At 41.4% G+C, this 20,388-nt stretch carries 19 protein-coding genes and 1 tRNA gene; 11 read left to right on the top strand and 9 right to left on the bottom strand.

Going from position 1 to position 20,388, the window contains the following annotated elements; all coding sequences use genetic code 11:
- Position 1 precedes the first annotated feature (1 nt).
- Positions 2-1,063: a potassium transporter TrkA gene (locus tag CL667_10960; GenBank protein MAL18222.1), complete on the bottom strand. Its 1,062-nt coding sequence runs from the start codon at positions 1,061-1,063 to the stop codon at positions 2-4.
- Positions 1,064-1,076: 13 nt separating this feature from the next.
- Entirely contained in the window at positions 1,077-2,030 is a 954-nt protein-coding gene (locus CL667_10955; protein MAL18221.1) for a hypothetical protein, read from the bottom strand.
- A gap of 115 nt (positions 2,031-2,145) precedes the next feature.
- Between CL667_10955 and CL667_10950 the strand changes: the two genes are divergently transcribed.
- The 6 genes from CL667_10950 (at position 2,146) to CL667_10925 (ending at position 8,339) form a co-directional block, all read left to right on the top strand.
- Positions 2,146-2,904 (top strand): ABC transporter permease, encoded by a 759-nt coding sequence (locus tag CL667_10950; protein MAL18220.1) that lies wholly within the window; start codon positions 2,146-2,148, stop codon positions 2,902-2,904.
- A gap of 3 nt (positions 2,905-2,907) precedes the next feature.
- Positions 2,908-3,657: an ABC transporter ATP-binding protein gene (locus CL667_10945; protein MAL18219.1), complete on the top strand. Its 750-nt coding sequence runs from the start codon at positions 2,908-2,910 to the stop codon at positions 3,655-3,657.
- A gap of 10 nt (positions 3,658-3,667) precedes the next feature.
- Positions 3,668-4,600: a hypothetical protein gene (locus CL667_10940; GenBank protein MAL18218.1), complete on the top strand. Its 933-nt coding sequence runs from the start codon at positions 3,668-3,670 to the stop codon at positions 4,598-4,600.
- A gap of 135 nt (positions 4,601-4,735) precedes the next feature.
- Positions 4,736-6,511, top strand: coding sequence for a hypothetical protein (locus tag CL667_10935; GenBank protein MAL18217.1), 1,776 nt, complete (start codon positions 4,736-4,738; stop codon positions 6,509-6,511).
- Positions 6,512-6,601: 90 nt separating this feature from the next.
- Positions 6,602-7,729 (top strand): riboflavin biosynthesis protein RibD, encoded by a 1,128-nt coding sequence (ribD, locus tag CL667_10930; GenBank protein ID MAL18216.1) that lies wholly within the window; start codon positions 6,602-6,604, stop codon positions 7,727-7,729.
- A 4-nt stretch (positions 7,730-7,733) separates the two neighbouring features.
- Entirely contained in the window at positions 7,734-8,339 is a 606-nt protein-coding gene (locus CL667_10925; protein ID MAL18215.1) for a riboflavin synthase, read from the top strand.
- A 57-nt stretch (positions 8,340-8,396) separates the two neighbouring features.
- Here CL667_10925 and CL667_10920 read toward each other — a convergent pair whose 3' ends face one another.
- From CL667_10920 to CL667_10910, 3 genes are all read right to left on the bottom strand, one after another.
- A complete protein-coding gene (locus CL667_10920) occupies positions 8,397-10,976 on the bottom strand; it encodes a hypothetical protein (protein MAL18214.1) in 2,580 nt (859 codons plus the stop codon).
- A gap of 75 nt (positions 10,977-11,051) precedes the next feature.
- A complete protein-coding gene (locus tag CL667_10915; GenBank protein ID MAL18213.1) occupies positions 11,052-11,996 on the bottom strand; it encodes a hypothetical protein in 945 nt (314 codons plus the stop codon).
- Positions 11,997-12,070: 74 nt separating this feature from the next.
- On the bottom strand, positions 12,071-12,409 hold the full coding sequence (locus CL667_10910; GenBank protein MAL18212.1) for a hypothetical protein: 339 nt from the start codon (positions 12,407-12,409) through the stop codon (positions 12,071-12,073).
- Positions 12,410-12,455: 46 nt separating this feature from the next.
- Between CL667_10910 and CL667_10905 the strand changes: the two genes are divergently transcribed.
- Positions 12,456-14,390: a hypothetical protein gene (locus CL667_10905; protein ID MAL18211.1), complete on the top strand. Its 1,935-nt coding sequence runs from the start codon at positions 12,456-12,458 to the stop codon at positions 14,388-14,390.
- A 79-nt stretch (positions 14,391-14,469) separates the two neighbouring features.
- Here the strand turns inward: CL667_10905 and CL667_10900 are convergent.
- Positions 14,470-14,542: transfer RNA gene (locus CL667_10900), tRNA-Lys, on the bottom strand.
- 65 nt (positions 14,543-14,607) lie between these two features.
- Complete coding sequence (locus tag CL667_10895) at positions 14,608-15,168, bottom strand: hypothetical protein (GenBank protein MAL18210.1); 561 nt, start codon at positions 15,166-15,168, stop codon at positions 14,608-14,610.
- Positions 15,169-15,170: 2 nt separating this feature from the next.
- Here CL667_10895 and CL667_10890 point away from each other — a divergent pair, with 2 nt between their 5' ends.
- The 4 genes from CL667_10890 to CL667_10875 all read left to right on the top strand — a co-directional run bounded on the left by CL667_10890 (position 15,171) and on the right by CL667_10875 (position 18,412).
- The gene (locus CL667_10890; protein MAL18209.1) at positions 15,171-15,569 is read left to right on the top strand and encodes an HIT family protein; all 399 of its coding nucleotides are present in this window, start codon (positions 15,171-15,173) and stop codon (positions 15,567-15,569) included.
- Complete coding sequence (aroQ, locus tag CL667_10885; GenBank protein MAL18208.1) at positions 15,566-16,003, top strand: type II 3-dehydroquinate dehydratase; 438 nt, start codon at positions 15,566-15,568, stop codon at positions 16,001-16,003. Before CL667_10890 ends, aroQ begins: the two co-directional genes overlap by 4 nt.
- A complete protein-coding gene (locus CL667_10880) occupies positions 16,000-17,463 on the top strand; it encodes a hypothetical protein (GenBank protein ID MAL18207.1) in 1,464 nt (487 codons plus the stop codon). Before aroQ ends, CL667_10880 begins: the two co-directional genes overlap by 4 nt.
- 133 nt (positions 17,464-17,596) lie before the next feature.
- The gene (locus CL667_10875) at positions 17,597-18,412 is read left to right on the top strand and encodes an NYN domain-containing protein (GenBank protein MAL18206.1); all 816 of its coding nucleotides are present in this window, start codon (positions 17,597-17,599) and stop codon (positions 18,410-18,412) included.
- A gap of 282 nt (positions 18,413-18,694) precedes the next feature.
- Here CL667_10875 and CL667_10870 read toward each other — a convergent pair whose 3' ends face one another.
- Together CL667_10870 and CL667_10865 are read right to left on the bottom strand one after the other, a co-directional pair.
- Complete coding sequence (locus tag CL667_10870) at positions 18,695-19,186, bottom strand: hypothetical protein (protein ID MAL18205.1); 492 nt, start codon at positions 19,184-19,186, stop codon at positions 18,695-18,697.
- Between the two features lie 56 nt (positions 19,187-19,242).
- Positions 19,243-20,298: an AP endonuclease gene (locus tag CL667_10865; protein ID MAL18204.1), complete on the bottom strand. Its 1,056-nt coding sequence runs from the start codon at positions 20,296-20,298 to the stop codon at positions 19,243-19,245.
- Positions 20,299-20,388 lie beyond the last annotated feature (90 nt).

Here is a 20,388-nt window from a genome sequence, read left to right as displayed (position 1 = left end):
ACTATTGTTGAATTTGTTCTGCTCGTTCCGAAAGTGATCGTAAATCTTTGCACACTTCGGTTCTAAATTTCTGAATTTTGGAAGGGTCTCCTAAGATAATCATAGAATCACCTGAATTGATAACTGTATTACTTTCGGGATTGAAGTTCATTACTCCTGATTCCGAAAGAATGGCAATTATAAGCACGGAGTATTTATTGCGTACGTTAACTTCTACTAAAGACTTCCCAGACAGTTCGGATTTCTCGGAAATTAAGACCTCCTCAAAAGTATGATCCTGCTGATCTCCCCGAGTCATCTTATCAATAAATTGATCTACATTAGGGCGGAGGATAACATTGGCCATTCGGTCTGCACCAATATCATATGGGGAAATTACTTTGTCGGCACCGGCCCGTAAGATTTTACGGCGATTCTGTTTCTCATTTGTTCTTACGAGTATGAAGATGTCTGATCTAAGTTCTCGCGCAAGCAACGTTGTAAATACATTGTCTTGATCGCTGGAAAGCGTACATATTAAGGCTTTTGCCTTCATAATACCGGCTTCAAGCAGCGAATCTTCGCTTTGGGCATCTCCTTCTACAAAAGCAAGTTTGTCTCTTTTAATTCGGTCGATACTCGTATCTCTATTCTCAACAATAACCAGCGGTAGGTCAGCGCTTCGCAAATCTTCTGCTATGCGATGACCTATTCGTCCATATCCACAAATAATGTAGTGATCTTCCATTTTCTGTAATTGTTTTTTCATTGCTCGTTTAAAGAACAATTCACTTTCAAAAAGAAGCTGTGTTGTCTGTGATGCAATGTAAGAAATAACGCCGATGCCGAGCACAAAAATCCCCACAGTAAAGAGGCGCCCTTCTACGGATAAATTCTTTAACTCAGTAAACCCTATAGTCGAAATAGTGATGAAGGTCATATAAAAACCTTCAAACCAGCTCATCCCTTCCAAATAATGATATCCGGTTGATCCAACCACGAAAATCAATATCATGATCATAGAAGCCGTTGTAATCCTTAACAGTGCAGGATTCTCAATCGAATGTGAGTAAAATCCTTTCATCAACAGTTAATTGTTAATTCAAGTCAGCTTTCAAACTCAGCCTTGTGAGACCACCCAGCCTTGAATACGAACTTCTGCTTATATCAATCGATATTGCCTTCACATTAAAGCCAATTCCAAAGGCGACTCCAGCTAAATCAAAGTCCTGACCAGTTTGGGTTTGCTCGTGTAAGTAATGATCGTACCCAATGCGTACGGAGACATTTTCTCCAAAATTGGTTTCGCCACCAAATATGACGTGGCGAAAAGCATTATCAACTAATGAGGGTTTCTCGGTTTCTCCAACTACTCTCAAATCCCAATCGTTTAATTTCTTTAGGGTGAGGCTTAATTGAAAAGGAAAGGCTTCCGGCTTTTTGGTTACACCAACAGAGATATCTAAAGGAAGAGGTTCTCGCTCGTCTTCAAACGTTGTTATTTGTGCTCCTGCATTCCGGATTGAAATTCCTGCACTAAAATGGCTTGCTGTATCCTGATAAAACACCCCGCCCGACAAAGCTACCGCGCTCGATTTAAACTGTGCATAAGACGCGTGAATAAAATCCATTGAGGCTCCCGCTCTTAAGTTTTCAACTACTTCAATACTATATGCCCCGGTAATCGCAATATCTCCGGGATTAAATGTGCCCAAGCTGTTCCCATTTTCATCCCATTGATTAAATTCACCGTAACCAACATACCGTATAGCTCCGGCAAAAGTGCCAGCCTTTTCAAAATTATAGGCACCGCTGGTTAAAGCCATATTCGCATCCGAGAAGAAGTTAAGATAAGAAGCTGAGATAGATCCTGAATTTGCGCTGCTTAAATATGCTGGGTTAATGTGTATTAGGCTGAAATCTGCATCATACAAACCCACATGATTTCCTCCCAAACCTGCAGTTCGTGCAGTGGGTGTCACATCCAAAAATCTAAAAATACTTGATGTATTTGATTGGGCCACTGTAACTTGTGTGGCCAGAAAAATCATCAATAACGGTATTAACTGTCGCACGTTATTTAACTATTTATAAATCACAATTGGCTGAAATGTTTTGTAATATAATCAAATGCTTCGGCAATACGTCAAGAATATTGATTAACAAATGATTTCCAACTTTCCAGGGGCTGCCGGATTAAAAGAATTCGGACAATACGCCCAGCTATTATATCAGGCATTACGTTCTTCTACCGAGTTTAGTACCTATCGCAAAAACCTGTTTCAGGAGTTTGTGAAAGTAGGGTATGAATCTATTCCTATTATCTTTCTCGTTGGGATTTTTACAGGAGCTGTGCTTACTCTTCAAACGGCTTACCAGCTTGATACCGACATTTACCCTAGCACAATCATCGGCTCTATCGTTGCTCAGTCTATTTTGATTGAGTTGGCTGCTGTTATTAGTGCTCTTGTTTTAGCCGGAAAAGTTGGTGCCCGAATCTCTACTGAACTGGGAACCATGCGCGTTAGTGAGCAAATTGACGCGCTCGAATCTATGGGTTTTAACTCTGTTTCATTTCTGGTTGTGCCCAGAATTTTAGCCGGTCTGCTTATGTTTCCTATACTTTATATCACAGCTGGCGTTTTTGGTATTATTGGTGGTGTAACTGCTGGCGCATTAGATGGAATCCTGCCAGCAGCGGAATTTATGGAAGGTGCCCGAGCCTTCTTTTTTGAGTCTGATATTATTTTCGGTTTTATTAAATCCATTGTTTTTGGCTTTGTGATAACATCCATTTCCTGCTTCAAAGGCTACTATGCTTTTGGCGGGGCAGAAGGAGTTGGAACTGCTACCACACAAGCAACGGTTTTAAGTTGTATCTTTGTGTTGTTAGCAGATTTTGCACTAGCCGCTATATTATTATAAGCCATGATTGAGATTAAAAATCTTACTAAGAGTTTTGGTGATAACTTGGTTTGGAGAGATGTTTCTTTTGAAATTCAGGATGGCGAAACTACGGCTGTGATAGGTAAATCAGGTTGTGGAAAATCGGTGTTGCTCAAACATTTAAATGCTCTGCTGTACCCTGATGAAGGAAATGTGCTGGTAGACGGAAAGTGTGTGTTTGAACTTAGTTACTCAGAGCTTAGAAAAGTGCGGCAAAGGTTCGGAATTCTTTTTCAGGGTGGTGCTCTGTTTGATTCCATAAGCACTTTCGAGAATATTGCTTTTCCACTTCGCTATTTTACAGATCAAGGTGAAGAGGAAATTGAGCACAATGTACTTGAAGCACTCGGCATGGTAAATCTGGAACATGCCGCTGAAAAACCAACTTCTGCGTTATCAGGAGGTATGAGAAAACGGGTTGGTTTGGCTCGGGCCATCATCTTAAAGCCCGACTATCTGCTTTATGATGAACCTACTTCCGGCCTCGACCCCAGAACTTCCGAAGAAATAAACGAACTAATAAATGAAATGGCCGACAACCTTGAGATCACTTCAGTTGTAATCACTCACGATATGCACAGTGTGCTGGAAGTGGCTGAAAAAGTGGCCTTTTTAGATGAACAACAATTAAGCTGGTTTGGCAAAACCGAAGACATGAAGCACAGCGATAATAAAAATTTGATTGACTTCATTTCTGCAAGTGAATATCAAATAAATTCTAAAACTGCATAGGAGAACTGTTTTGGCGAAAGTTTCTAACGAACTTAAAATTGGTTTAACAATAGTTGTGGCCATTGCTGTAGCCTTTGTCGGTTATAGCTTTATGAAAGACATCCCTCTGTTTAAAACTTCAACAACAATCTATACCAAGTTTGAACAGGTTCAGGGTCTTATTCCCGGCAATGTTGTAAATGTGAAAGGCTTTAAAATCGGAACCGTTAAGAAAATGGACCTCCTAGCCTCAGATTCTACCAAGGTTACATTGAATATTGAAGAAGGATATGGGATTCCAAAAGGATCTATCGCTATACTCAAATCAGGAGGAGTGTTAGGCGGGAAGTTTATCGAAATTCAGAAAACTGATTCTGAAGAAATGGTTCCTGATGAAGGCTTTATAAAAGGAGTTTTTGAGCAGGGTATGATGGATACTTTTGCAAAAGAAGGCGAAAAGCTTAGCAATGATATTTCTGCCTCAATCCAAGGTGTTGAACGGCTGGTAACCAGTTTAAATGAAACTCTGAGTGAGAAGAATAAAGAGAACATCAGTGGTATTGTGAGTGACCTAAAATCAACAACCGGCTCTCTGAGTTCCCTTATTCAGGAACGGCAAAATGATTTGGACACGATGATCATGGAAGCTAAGAACACCATGCAAAACCTCGATGATATCAGCTCAGAAAATAAAGAGAAACTAAACTCAATGATCACTAATCTGGAAGCTACAAGCGCAGAATTGGAGACGCTCAGCGCCGGACTAAACGAAACTAATCTCACTCTTAATGAGGTTTTAACGAAGATAAATAATGGTGAAGGCACGCTTGGCAAAATGGTCAACGACCCTTCCCTGTATAACAACATTGACAGCCTGTCTGTTAACATAAACCAACTAATTAAGAGTATTAACGAAGACCCGGGAAAGTACCTGAAACACATGCGCCTTATTGAGGTATTTTAAGCCTCACCTTAATGTTTAATGTGCTTTCAATTCCTTTTGTATTCGCTTATATTTCTAAGCTTACTGTCAGAGGTAAATAGACACCTGCAGTAATCAAATCGCAATTTAATTAATGTTTTTTAGAGGTAACCTTTTATGGGTGTAATGGAAAAAATGAGAAACAGCACCGGAGTCATCTTATGGGTGCTGATTGGATCTTTTGGCCTTCTTTGGGTTTTATCCGATGTAGACTTTTTTAACGCCATGCAGGCCGGCCCAAGTTCATTAGGCGCCGTAAATGGTGAAAAGATTTCAAATGAAGAATATCAAAGCCGCATACAGTACTATACTAACGCATACAGCCAGCAAACCGGAAATTCTTTAACACCGGAAATGCGCGCTTACTATGAAACTCAAGCCTGGAATGAGTTAGTGAACTCTAGACTCCTCCGCCAAAAAATGGATGAGCTTGGTATCACCGTTTCTGACCAAGAAGTTCTTGATATGGTATATGGTGATAATCCGGCTCCTGTCATCCGGCAAAACTTTACCCGTGAAGACGGCTCCATTGACCGTGGTGCTATCCAGCAGGTAATGTCATCCAGCCAGTTTAGCCAGCAAGCAATAGCTCTTGAAATGCAACTCCGAGAACAACGCCGCCAGCAAAAGCTGAACAATTATATTTCTGCCGGACTACAAATCACAGAAGCTGAAGTTGAACGAGAGTTCATCAAAAACAACAGTCGCGCAGAAGTTAATTACATTCGTTTCCCTTACAGTGAAGTGACTGAGCAACAGCTTGAGATTTCAGACAGCCAGTTACGAGAATTTTATAACAATAATAGAGAGCGTTACAGCCGTGACGAAAGCTACCGTATTAAATACGTGACTTTTAGCAAATTGCCTACGGCCAACGATACATCTCAGATTATTGAGGATATCCGCGAGCTAAGAACTCCTTTCGCAGAAGCTCAAAATGATTCTTTATTCTTATCCCGACAGGGTTCTTCTACAGAATATAGAAATGCATTTGTAGATACAGATGACATTCGTGAAGAATATAATGCTGTTCTTGATCTTGAAGTTGGAGAAGTTTCTGACGTGATTTTGACAGCAAATCAAGCCGCTATTCTTAAGAAAACCGACGAAGATGGCAACGAAATCAAGTTCCAGATTATGAGCTATAACATCCAGGCTCTGCCATCCACTGTTGACGCTGCCAATGAAGCTGCTGCAGACTTCGAATTCTTTGCCTCAGAAGAAAGCAGCTTCGATGAAGAAGCTGAAACCCGGGGTTTAGAAGTTCGTGAAGCTTTTGCTACTAAAGGAAATCAATTTATTTCCGGATTAGGAAGCAGTCAGCAAATCATGAACTTTCTTGAAACGGCTGATGAAGGCGATGTTTCAAATGCCATTGAATTAAGTTCAGACTTCGTAGTATTTGAAGTTTTGGAAGTTACCCCTGAAGGTTATCGTCCATTTGATGAAGTTAAATCTCAAGTTGAGACTTTGGTCAAGATTGAGCGACGTAAAGAACTCACGGAAGAAAAAGTTCAGCAGTTAGTCAGCCAAAACCCAACTTTAGAGGGACTGGCGAGTACTACCGAAAAAGAAATAGTAAATGAAACCAATTTACTTGCAAGCGCAACGGTTCTGCCAGGTGCAGGACGGGAGCCAAAAATTATTGGGGCTATTTTTGCTATGAACGAAGGTGAAACTTCAAACGCTTTAGTTGGCAATAGCGCCGCATTTGTTGTGGAATTGGTAAGTAAATCTGAAGCAGATCTTGCTAACCTAACTCAGACTCAGCGACAGTCAATTCGCCAGCGATTAGAGCAGCAGAAAAGTCAAGAGTTTACTTCTATTTGGCTAGAACAGCTTAAAGCCGAAGCGAGTATTACTGACAACCGCGCCCGACTCCTTCGCCAATAATTATTATTGATTCTATATTCAGGGTGAGAAGTTTCTTCTCACCCTTTTTTGTTTACGCTATATTTAGACAACAGCAATACCGCTTTTATGATGAGCAAACACGAACCAAATACCCCTGAACATTGGATGCAGCAAGCACTCGAACTGGCTGCACAGGGAAAAGGATACGTTGCTCCTAACCCAATGGTAGGGTGTGTGATTGTTTCTGAGGAAGGAAAGCTTGTCGGAGAAGGATACCATAAGAAGTTTGGTGAAGCACATGCTGAAGTCAATGCTGTTCAATCTATTGCAAATAAGGCTGACTTAGAAAATGCTACCGTTTATGTATCGCTTGAACCTTGTTCACACCAGGGTAAAACCCCTCCTTGTGCACCCATGCTTGCTAAATTACCTATCAAAAAGGTGGTTATAGCCATGAAGGATCCCAACCCTTCAGTAGATGGAAAGGGCATTCTTCATCTTAGAAACAATGGGGTTGAAGTGGAAACAGGGTTACTCAAAGAAGAGGCTGAAAAGCTAAATGAATTCTTTATTCACCACCAAACTTTTGGGCGACCGTTTATCACTTTAAAAGTTGCTCAAACAGCTGATGGGTATCTGGCTGCGGCTGACGGTGAGTCACAATGGATTACGGGGAAGCAGTCCAGAAAATTAGTACACAAATGGCGATCAGAATATGATGCCGTTTTGGTGGGAAGGACAACTACTATGGTTGATAACCCCAGCCTTACGGTAAGGCATGTATCTGGTCGGCAGCCTCGCCGAATCGTAATTGATGGCCCCTATGAACTCCCCAAAGAACTCAACCTGTTTTCAGACAAATTTGAGGAAAAGACATCTATAATTACCTGGAATAAAGAAGCTTCGGCAACGGATGCTGATCCCATGCTTAAGATGATGCAGCAAAACTATTTTCGGGGTGAGATCCTTCAGGTTTCCAAACTAGACGGACATGCTGATTTGCGTCAGGCTTTTAAGCTACTAGGAGAAAAGGGAATTACTTCAGTACTTGTTGAAGGAGGACAGCAGCTTTCCTCTGCTTTGATAAGACAAGGCTTAGTCGATAAACTCGAACTATTTATCGCGCCTAAGTTGTTAGGTGCAGGAACCCGATCGCTGATTAATATTGGCATCAATAAAATGAAAGAAATTGCCGAACTTAAAGAAGTCTCATGGACTAAAGTGGGTGATGATATGTTATTAACCGGATATTTTTAGAATCATGTTTACCGGAATTGTACAAGAAGTTGGAACCGTAGCTGAAATTAAATCTCTAAATGGCGGAGGTAAAGAACTCATCATTTCATGTTCCTTTGCTGGGACCTGCCACGAAGATGAAAGCATTGCTGTAAACGGCGTTTGCCTTACCGTTACTGCTTTTGATGAAAAAACCTTTACCGTACAGGCTGTTGAAGAAACCCTCAGAAAAACATCAACAGGCGAACTCGAAAGTGGAAGCCCCGTAAACCTTGAACGCTCTCTCACCCTTCAAAAAGGAATCGAAGGACACTTAGTCCAAGGTCACGTTGACACCACCGGTAAAATAAAACATATCGAAAAGGAAGAAACAGGCTGGCTGTTAACCATAGAATATCCCGATGAATACACAAATATGATTGTAGGAAGAGGTAGCATAACCATGGAAGGGATTAGCCTGACCGTAGCCAGAGAATCTGAGAACAATTTCACTGTTGCCATCATACCTTACACATGGAATCACACTAATTTAAAAGAGAAGTCAGCCGGAGACTCGGTTAACTTAGAATTCGATGTGATTGGCAAATATGTAGTTAAATACTTGGCCAACATTGGCCGAGATTCGCTGTAGATCACTCACCTAAGCACATAGCTGATTGTACCTGGGGATGGTAAAAAGAACTTCCTTTTAGTAACCATAGCTTCTTCCTGAAGGGCTTGAGCTTCTCTCTAGGTTTTTCAGCACTGGAAGTTTCTGAAATAAACTCTGGATTTGAGAACTGTTTACACTTAAACGGAAAAAGTAGTACTGAAACTCTCCGAATGGATTAATCTGAAAAGACAGGTTCCAGCATTCAAGGTTTCTGGATAGAGAGAACTGTGACGGCGTAAACTCCTTGGCTATAAAGTCATATCCAACATCCGTGTTAAACTTCCATTTTGGGGTAAGATTAAAGGAAATTTGAGAAGCTCTTAATGTTGCTCTTTTATTCGGCTTTTCACCAAAACGGTAATTCCAGCTATAGCTAAAATTAAGTGATACACTCCACGGCGAGCTAAAATCCGGAACCGGTTCTAACCCAAACCTTGAGTCAACAGGATGAAATATTGATTGATCATAAGGGTCATATCTTCGTCGGTACTCTGGAGTATACACCTGTATTCCGTTACCACCTCGAAAAGATGTGCTCGCATTCAAAGAAAACGATTGAAGCTGAGCAAGCTTTTTACCGTCTTCAATCAGGTATTGATTAATTTCACGCCCTGTTGAATCCGTATCATAGAAAGAGAAGTTTGCAGAGGCATTTAAATTCAACCCAGAAATTGCACTTGAACTTATAGATGCCCTAAGGTCACTAAGATTCAAACTATCGGCAGCAAAATTATAAGAACTACTCAAAGAAAGGTTATCAATAAACCTCAGATTTCTCTCTGAAACCTCTCCCGTGCTATCTCTTTTTACGACTTTAGTTTCAAATACATTCCTTAGTGAAAAATTAATAGCTCTCTGCTCTCCTCTTCCGGGACCTCCAAAAATCGCGTCTTCAAAAATAGAATAACGCTGAGTATTACCAACACTATCTGTTTGAACTGTTCTGTAATACCCCCATTGCTCTTTACTAAAGTCCGGTCGATATGAAAATCCTATGGTTGGGCGAGCTGTATGCCGAAAGCCTTGAAGGTTTCCAATTCTGGCATTTGAAATTCCATATACCGTTGTACTGAAATTTAATCCAGTACTGAAGTCCCTGGCTGCTTCAAAACCATAGATTTTTTCACTTACATCTTCCTTTAAGTCCGGGTCATATGTCCTTCGAATCGTCGCCGGATACCAATATTCATTATAGCTCACATTGGCTGAAATGTTCAAAAATTGACTTGGCACAAGTTGACCAACCTGGAGGCCGGCTGTTTGCTGGAACCCTGCCTGAATGTAGTTCTCATTCCCAGTGGCCTGCTCATAGAGATCCCTGTCTGTTAAAGCATCAAAAAAGGAAACCTCTGAACTGTCTGCATCAATTGGGTCGTAGTTAAAGCGAGAACGCAAGCTATTGTTGTAGCTCATACTTATGCTTTCGTACCACGACTGCTGGCCGGTTCCCGAACCATTACTTTGAAATGGAGAAAACGTCTTAAGCCTAAAATTGGCTGATGGCCCGTTCAGCCTGGTAGAGTAATTAGTGAAGTTTTGGTTTAACTGAGCGTTTGTACTAAAGGTGAATAAATTTTCAGGATGGTTATAGTTATATGCTACCTTTGAGTTCGAGTTTGTTTGAGCCCGGTCATTGATATCGTATGAATTACGCTTAAGGAAGTCGGCTGTTCTTAAATTTACGTTTGCTGAAACTGAAGCATAAGGTGAAATAGTCTGGTTATGCTGAACTGCTATCGACCTTTGAATCGCTTCTTCGAAGTCAGGGTCTGTTGGCTCTAAGCCGCGATCTTTAGAATACCCAAGCCTCAAAGACCCGCTATACTGGTCCGTATTCCGATATTGCATCAACCCATTTAAATAGAAGGTTCCTGATGTATAAATATCGCCGTCTACCTGTCCGGTTATGTAGTCGTTGAAGTACTGAAACCAACCCACATTTTGTAAACCAAGTCCTCGATTATTCTGATTTTGAAAAGCATAGGTGGGAGTTAATAGTCCGGACCTCTTTTGTTCGATATCAGTTGGGACGTATCCGAAAGGGAATATTAGAGGGTATGGGATATCCAATATATATAGCCGCGCATTGCTGAAAAATAATTCATCCTGATCAACAACTTTCATCTTTTTGGCTTTCAGGTAGTAATAAAGATACTCCGGCGGGCACGTAGAATAAATCCCATCCTGAATGTACACTTCTCTCTCATTCACATTCTTTATCTTGGAGCCAATTAAATTTCCTTCTGAAATCTGGACTTGTGCCGCTTCAAACTTTCCCTTCTTCGTTTTGTAGTTAAATAGTATTCGGGTACTCTTAATCTCATCATCTTCGCGAATCAACACGGGCCGTGAAAGAGTATCTTCCGGAGTCAGCGTTTTTGCTTCTACGGTAGAATTATCAATATCCATATTGATTTCACCGGAATTCAGCTCGCCCGAAGTATGTTTTACCTTAGCTGAGCCAAATAGAAATGCCTTCTTTCCTGTTGTAAAATCAATAATCAGAGAATCTGAGGACTGAAACTGAACGGCGTTTTCAGGAATAGAATTACTACCACCGGGAGTTGAAGAAGAGGCCGTACTGTCTGACTGTTGAGCGGAAAGAGTTCCCGTCATCAAAAAAAACAGGCAAATACCCATTATGTATTTGCCCGTATATGTCTTAATGACGATAAGCATGGAGATATTTAGTTAAGAAAACGAATCGAAAGCCAGTCCGGCCGCGCCTAGTAATGCACTATCGTTACCAAGATCTTCATAAACCAGCTCAAAGCCCTCCTTAAACGGCTCCATCATATGTTTTCGTACTATCTCTTTTGCTGGTTCAAATAAGAAATCACCTGCTCTGGAAACACCACCAGCTACCACAATTTTTCGAATATCCATCATATGCACATAATTAATGATAGCATACCCTAACCGATAACCACTTTTGGCTAATATCTCGATGGCTAATTCATTGCCTTCCTTAGCAGCTGCAGTTAAGTCAACAGGTTCCAGTTTATCGAAATCGTTTGAGAACTTTTTATATAATGGGTTTGATGGGTTTTGGGTGATCAGATCTGTAGCAAACCGACTTAAAAAGCGTTGCCCTAAATAAGCCTCTACGGTTCCACGAGTCACGCTATTTGAAAGAGGACCATGATAGTCAATGATCACATGACCCAGCTCTCCGGCCATTCCTCCTGTCCCTTTATATAGATTTCGATCCATGATGATTCCACCACCTACTCCGGTTCCAAGGGTCACCATAATAAAACTGTCGAACTTCTTGCCAACGCCAAAGTGAAGCGACCCCAATGCTGCTATGTTTGCATCGTTCTCTATTTTACACGGAATATTCGTTCTTTTTGAAATCTCCTCGGATGCATTTACTTCCGTCCATCCGGGCAGGTTAGGTGGGTTTCTTACTGTTGTCTGATCCTTGGAAACCATCCCCGGAAGTCCAAGTCCTATCCCAATAATCTCATTCTTTTTGACTAAATCTTTAACCGTTTCACTGATTCGATCTAGAAGGTGTTCTTTTCCCAGATTAGCTTGAGTGGGGGTGGTTACCTGTTCAATTATTCCTTTTTCATCATCAACAACGGCGGCTTTAATGTTGGTACCACCAAGATCTACACCAATGGCTTTCATTCAATTACGTTTAGAAGACTTACTGTTTTTTACTTCGAGAAGATAGCAGGCTAACCTGCTTGAACCAAACAGGACTATTTCTCACGTTTTACTTTATACACTGTTTCTCCGGGTTTTCTCATCCCATACTCCTCACGAGCAATTTTTTCGAGCAGAGCAGGATCTTTATCCAAATTATCAATTTTTGTTTTAAGCTCAGCGGAACGACTGTCTAGCTCTGAGGTACGCTCCTTAAGCTCCTGCTTTTGTGAGTATAAATCCCAACGGGTTTTTAGGCTGTATGAGTCAATAAAGGTAAACCACGCCACCACGAATGCGGTCAACAAAAGCGCAAGAAAAGACTTTTTCCAACGTAATGGATTTAAAAATTGTAGGTTCATCAATAAGCCCGTAGATTTCCGTTTGTACATCAAAATACATTAATTTGGCTATTAAGTACAATCCTGTGTTTTCCTGATTATGAGAAACAAAACCTTTTTTATTTACCCCTTCTTCATTGTGCTTTTTTTCTTTGATAGCTTTTCTGCTTATGGTCAAAATCAGGAATGGATTAAAGTGTATTTCAATATGCCTGCTGATCATTCTGTAGCTACAGATAACAACCTTAGTAATAGTAACTGGGATTTAATTGGCTCGCTCGAAGAAGTAATTGATTCCGCTACCACCAGTATCGATTTTTGTATTTATGATTTCGAACATCCCCGCATTGCCGAAGCTCTGGTTCGTGCTAAAAATCGGGGGGTCCGTATCCGGGTAGTTACAGATGATCATAACCGGACAGACGGCGGTGATTACGACCTGGAAATCTGGAAAATTCTGGTTTCAGGAGGTATTATTTCCATTGATGACGATGGAGATATCTACAGCCCGGATGGTTCAATTATTGATAATGATCTGGTTAATAGCGGCTCAGACATGCACAACAAGTTTGCGGTTATTGATTACCTGAGCCCTTCCCCTAACGACGACTACGTTTGGACCGGGTCTACCAATATGACCTACACCGGAGCATTCAATACAAATCACACCATTGTTATTAAAGATTCAGAAGTTGCTAAGGTTTACACCGAAGAATTTGAACAAATGTGGGGCGATTCGGACGACACTCCCGAAGCTGGTCGTTCTGTATTTCATAAAGATAAAGTGAATGTAAGTCAGAATATTTTTGATGTGGGAGGAACCAAAGTTGAAGTCTACTTTGCTCCCATTAATCGAGATCGGACAAAACCGAGTGTGAGCGAACGACTTGTTTCATTAATACAGGAAGAAGCCCAGCATGATATCAACTTCCAGGCTTTTGCTATCACCCCGAATATTCCAATCAGCCAACAGATGTGGAATCAAACTTCTTCGGGAGAAATCTTACTCCGCGGAGCCATCGACCGTAGTTTCTATAGCCGATATGAAAGTGCCGGAGAAATTTGGGGCTCCGAAGCTGCCCGTACCGGAAATCGAACTATTTTACCTGCCAACGAACTACGTAAACTTCACCATAAAGTAATTTTACTAGACACCGAACACCCCGACTCATCCGACATTGGAGTTACAGTAGCAGGATCCTATAACTTCTCTATGAACGCCGAGATGAATAATGATGAAAACACCCTCATTATTTACTCTGATGAAATCACCAACCAATTTTACCAGGATTTCATGGGGGTGATGAAACGCGCAAAAGAGGAAGATTACCCTCCCGCTCCACCCATTAATACAGAAGAGTGGTACGAAGTGTATGCTATTTCTGATGGGAGCCGGTTTGAAATTGAAGTTGCCCCGGGCTTCGGATACGGAGTTCGATTCTTAGGTATTGATGTCCCTTCAATATATGCCGGAGGGGATTCTGCAGACTATTATTCCGGTGCTGCGGCTGATTATCTTCAAAATTTGTTGGAGGGTCGAAAAGTGCGCCTCATTGGCTTTGATGGAAAAGAACCGGAAGCCCGATACAATGCTTTCCAGGCTTATGTGCAAATGGAATACGACGAGGGTCCCGTCAGCCTGAATAAAATACTTTTAGAAAAAGGCTTCGCAACAACTTCCGTCTATTACCGGCAAAACCGAGATTCTGTAGAAGCGTTTAAAACCTACGAAGAAGTCGCTCAAAAAAGTGGCGCAGGTTTTTGGAAGAATCCGAAAAAAATCGGTACTAAAAATTTACGTACAGACGAAGTAGACACAGGCAGCCCCACAAATGTGATGTTTCCTATCAATATTAATACTGCTGATGGACCTACTCTTCAACTACTTCCGGGAATTGGACCTGCTTATTCTGAGCGTATTATTCAGTATCGCTTAGAGAATGGCGGATTTAACAGTGTGGATGAGCTAACAAATATTCGTGGCATTGGGCCAAAGACACTTCAGAAATTACGCCCCGTAGTTACTTTAGAATGATTGCGCAATAAAAAACCCCATCCGAGATCAATCGTATGGGGCTGGTCAAGAGAGATTCTTAAAATTTCTTGTGATTGTGTGAATCGGGAGGGGCTCGAACCCTCGACCCACGGCTTAAAAGGCCGTTGCTCTACCAACTGAGCTACCGATTCTTGGTCTCAATAGATCCCAAAGATAAGGCATTTATTATATAGAGTAAAAAGAAAAATTAATTTTTCTACTCGTTTTTTTCTTTGCCGAAATCTAAAATCTGAATCAAATCAGTTTCGATCAGTTGGTGTGGTTTTTCTACTATTCGTCCTAACTCCTTATTGCCTTTTAAAACCACTATGGTGGGAATATATTTGATCTCAAACTCTTTTAAAAGTATTTGAGGAATCTTTTTTTGCTGATCAACTCCAAGGTACTCCGCGGTTATACGTTCCGAGTCAGCAAGCTCTAGCGTCTTCATCAAGCCGGGGATATATTTTTTTGATTCCCGACACCAGCTACCCATAAACACCATAAGCGTAACAGAATCAGGGAAGGCAGAAAGATAATCTACCGAAGCAGAGTCAGGTTTATATCTGTTGATGTATATCTCATAGATTCGGTCATTAGCTAAAATTTGTTCTTTTGTAACCGGGCCCAAAATGTCTGATGACTGTGCGTGAATTTTTTCAACAGGTATCACCACAAAAAGAAAAGCCACCGTTATTGAAAGCCACCTTGCAGAGTTCATAAGGATTTCTGTTTTTTGGATAGTATCTTCAGGTAAATTACCATCTTTGATCAACAATTATGCCGAGCATTTTCACTAAGATTATTGAAGGAGAAATTCCAAGTTTCAAAATAGCAGAGGATGAAAAGCAATATGCTTTCCTGGATATCAATCCTTCTGCGGAAGGCCATACTTTGTGTATCCCAAAAAAAGAAGTGGACTATATTTTTGATTTAGAGCCTGATGAATTGACCGAATTAAATCGCTTTGCTCAAAAAGTAGCAAAGGGAATGGATGAAGCTCTAGAACCCATTCGCACCGGAATCATTGTTGAAGGTATGGAAGTTCCTCACGCCCACATTCACCTCATTCCAATTTATAAGGAAACACAGAGCTTTAGCCTGGGTAAAAAAGTACGGGTAAGTCAGGACCGAATGATGGAGCTGGCAAAAATCATCAGCGAAAAAGTAACCTTATGAATATTCTTATAATAAATGGCCCAAATCTGAATTTGCTCGGGAAACGAAATCCCGGTGTTTATGGCACAGGCAGCCTGAAGGAGCTCCAGGAATTTTTAACCAGCCAATTTCCAGATCATAATTTTGAGTTTTATCAAAGCAATGTGGAAGGGGAGCTTATTAATAAAGTTCAGGGAGCCATGGATGACGGCACCGATGGAGTGGTAATAAATCCCGGTGGTTATTCACATACTTCAGTAGCGCTGCGAGATGCCTTGGAACCACTTGAGATTCCAAAAGTTGAAGTCCATATCTCCAACATCCATGCCCGTGAAGACTTTAGAGAAAAATCTGTAACCGGGGCCGTGATGGATGGAATTATTACCGGTTTTGGCCCAAATAGTTATGTATTGGGGATTCACGCCATTGAACAATTAGCAAAACAGTCCGCTTGACCAAACTTAAAGAACTCTTTTCCGATACGCTGGTTTATGGCATCAGCAGCGTGGTAGCCCGTTTTATTGGCTACTTGCTGGTTCCCCTTCATACCGCGGTATTTAGCGAATCGCAGTATGGAATAGTGACCCTCATTTTTGCAGCCATTGCCCTTTTCAATGTTGTTTTTACAATGGGTATGGAATCCGCCTATATCCGATACGCCAAAGACAGAGATAAGGCAAAAGACATTTTCAAAACCGTTCAGCTTTTCTTGCTGGGCACTTCCGGAGTTTTAGTTCTTCTGGTTTGGATTGCTGAACCGTTTGTTGCCCCAACCATCGGGCTTGAATCCGGAGATCCTATTTTGTGGATTATGCTCGGGATTCTATTCTTCGACACCTTAGCCGTCGTTCCTTTTGCCGAGCTTCGGCTTATTCGGAAATCGGTTTTATTTGCTGTCCTTAAAACCGGAAATGTAGTTGTTAATCTTGGGCTGAATTTTTACCTCATTCTTGGCCTGGATTATGGCATCGAGGCCGTGTTCATAAGTAACCTTGTGGCTTCCATGCTAACCGCCCTGGTAATCTGGATATTCACTATTCCAATGTTTATGGGCGAATGGAATACAAATCTTCTTAAAAAAGCCCTGCTCTTTGGACTGCCTTTTATTCCTGCTGGTTTTGGTCATGCAATCAACGAATTAGTTGACCGGTTTTTTCTAAAAGCCATGGACCAATCCGTTATCGACTCCATTTACAGTGCTGATTATACTCCGGACGATATCGTAGGAATTTATGGAGCTTGTTATAAGCTGGCCGTGTTTATGCTTTTGATCGTTCAGATGTTCCGGATGGCATGGCAACCGTTCTTCATGCGGCAATCGGAAGAAGAATCCGCTCCTCAAACATTCTCCCAAACCTTCACTTTATTTAATGCAGCAGCCGCTACTGTTTTCCTATTTGTAGCTTTGTTTGCCCAACAAATTGTCTCCATCAAAATACCGATTTTAGATTTTTATCTGGTTGATGAGAAGTTTTGGGCTGGCTTATCTATTGTACCTGTCCTGCTTCTTGCGTATTGGTTTCAGGGATGGTATATCAATTTTTCGGCCGGAATATTCATCAGTGAAACCACCAAACGCCTTCCTCAAATCACCTTAATTGGAGCCGGAATTACTATAGCCGCAAACCTGATATTAATCCCCATGTTTGGGATGATGGGGTCTGCTCTTGCTACACTTGCTAGTTATGCAGTTATGGCCTTGATCATCTATTACTATTCAACAAAAGCTTTTGAAGTCCCTTACAAACTCGTCACCGGTTTTGGGATGATGATACTCGCAGCCGGACTATTTTACCTAAAGCCAACCGTTATCTCTTTCGGTCTCTCTGAACTCATCGCTTCCTTATTATTGTTTACAGCAGGAATTGCCTCCATTGGGTTTATAAGCTATATCTCAGTTTTTTCAACAAAGTAACCCCCATTACTTTTTATTTGATTCTATCCTTAAAAAATGAGTTAATTCATTGGTGTAGTTAAAGTTAAAAATATTGAGTTATTCACTTCCTTCGATATTATTTCTTTATTAATCAGCACATCGGGATATTGTCATGAATACCAAGGAACGCGTCGGGATATATGTTGATGCCGTAAATGTAACCATGAACGGAGGATTTGGACTCCGTTATGATATTCTCAGAAAGTTTGCTTGCCGTGGAGGCGGCGTGGCATCGCGACTCAATGTCTATTTGTGCTACGATGAAGATCGCCTAAAAGATGATCGGGAATATCGCCAGAAGACGCAGCGGTTTTGTGAAGTGTTGAGGGATTTTGAATATAAAGTCACTGAGAAATCTCTTCATACCTATACCAATTACGAAACAGGAGAAAAGACCTCAAAATCAACGGTTGATATGGACATGGCTGTAGACATGCTGGTTCAAGCTGATCACCTTGATAAAGTCGTATTGCTTAGCAGCAGCGGTAGTTATGTGAGTGTTGTGAACGCCATTCAGAATAAAGGCTGTCGGGTAGAGTTAGTGAGCTTTGATAATGTGTCTACTTCCTTAAAAAAAGCCGTGGATTCTTCCGTTTCGGGCTACCTGATTCCGGGCTTACTGCCCATTGAATCTCCCTATGACTGGGGCGAAAACAGATCGCGTGTGCGGGGTGTCTGCTATGATTTTTCTCAGGATGATGGCTATGGCTTTCTTCGATTCTTAACCCGCAAAAACAACTGCCTCTGGATTACCGATTCCCGGGATGAAGACTCTCCTTACAAAACAGTTTTTGCCCATATCTCTGAATTTGAAGACGACTTCGACACAAGTTACCTCCCCAGCCGGGAGCTAATTTTTGAGTTCGATGTCACCGAAAACGATAAGGGACTTATATCAGAAAATATTGTCTTGGTGAGTGCACCGTAGTTCGTTATTCGTTGATTCGTTGATTCGTTAATCGTACTAAACCATATCTGCTTTTGCACCTTAGATAGGCGTTTTATTTACGGTCCAAATATTATTGAGTCATTCTGAGGATACTTCCGAAGAATCTACACTGGTTGCTTTTTTCAACTCTTGAAGATCCCTCGTAGAATAAATCATGAGCATATACTTCTTTTCCGCTCGGGATGACATTTCGTTGGTTCATTAAGCTTCTCGATTTCGCCAATCGGTCTATCGGTCGCTCGTTAATCGATAATCAAAACCTTACTCAATGGTTACGCTGTCGTCGTCGAAGCCATCGTCTTTACTTTTACTCCAATCTTTGTAAAAGCTGATGAGGTTTGAAACGGAATAGGTGAGCATAAAAAAGGCAATCAGATAAGCCACAGAATCCGGATTCATGATAATCAGTACGGCTATGATTATGGTAATGATGCCCAGAATAGCCAGCTGCATTCCAAACAGCATGGCCAGGCCAAATAATCCAAGGAATGAAGCGAATGTAATCGGGATTAAATCCGGGAATATGAAAATCAGCACTCCGGTCACAATGGGCAAGGCTGATAGTGCGGAAGGTAATCGGAAGGCCATAAACATCAGCCCAAGAGAAATAAGGTATCCGCCCGCAATCAGGTATAAGAAGTCTGGAAAAACCAGAGTCAAGACACCGGTTGCCAAGGTTAGAACAGCATTCAAGACCTGCCGTTGCCTTGACTTATGATTGGCATCTATTTTTATCTGAAATTGGTTGAGCATAATTCTGCTTATTTGTTTTTCGCTATTAAACGCTACTTGTTTAACAAATTACTAAATCAATCCAATCCTAAAATCTTTCGGTTTTTAGCTTCATCAGCACCCTCGCCGGCAAAATCGTCAAAAGCTTTTTCAGTGACTTCGATAATGTGATCTGCTATAAATGGAGCTCCTTCTGCGGCTCCTTGTCCCGGTGACTTAATGCAGCATTCCCATTCCAACACCGCCCATCCATCAAAACCATATTGGCTCAGCTTACTGAAAATTGCGTTGAAGTCTGTATCGCCATCACCAAGTGACCGAAAACGCCCTGGTCGTTCCGCCCATCCCGAATAACTGCCATATACTCCGGCCTTACCGGTTGGATTGAATTCTGCATCCTTGGCATGAAACATCCCAATGTGCTCATGATAGAAGTCGATAAACTGCAGGTAGTCAAGTTGCTGCAACACAAAGTGACTCGGATCATAAAGGATACCTACACTTTCGTGATTTCCCGTTGCTTCCAAAAATCGCTCAAAGGTAATTCCGTCGTGTAAGTCTTCTCCGGGGTGAAGTTCATAACAAACCTTCACGCCTTCATTTTTACAGTGGTCAAGAATTGGCATCCATTTATCGGCTAAAGCTTTGAATCCGGTTTCAACCAAGCCTGCAGGACGCTGAGGCCATGGATACACTGTATGCCAGAGTAGAGCGCCGGAAAAACTCGCCATCACATCAATCCCCCAGTGACTTGATACCGAAGCTGCTGCTTTAACTTGTTCAACTGCCCACATTTGCCTGGCTTTCGGATTATTCTTTACCGGATCAGGAGCAAAGCCATCAAACATCGTGTCATAAGCAGGGTGCACGGCAACTAATTGTCCCTGGAGATGAGTTGCCAGCTCTGTGATTTTAAGTCCTGCATCCTCTACAATGCCTTTGATTTCATCAGCATAGGTTTTGCTGTCACGGGCTTTTATAATATCAATAACGCGAGTATCCCAAGCCGGAATCTGAACACCTTCATAGCCCAGTTCTTTTGCCCACTCACAGATGTTTTTCAAATTATTAAACGGCTCTTCATCACCTAAAAATTGAGCCAAAAATATTGCCGGTCCTTTAATCGTTTTCATCATTACTGAATTAAGAATTCAAAATTTAAAATTAAAAATTGGCTACGATTTCAGATCAGCCATTTTTAATTTTAAATCTTTCATTTTGAA

It is taken from the genome of Balneola sp. (assembly GCA_002694685.1).
In the GTDB taxonomy this organism is placed as follows: domain Bacteria; phylum Bacteroidota; class Rhodothermia; order Balneolales; family Balneolaceae; genus Gracilimonas.
This window is presented reverse-complemented; position numbering and strand designations above follow the sequence as displayed.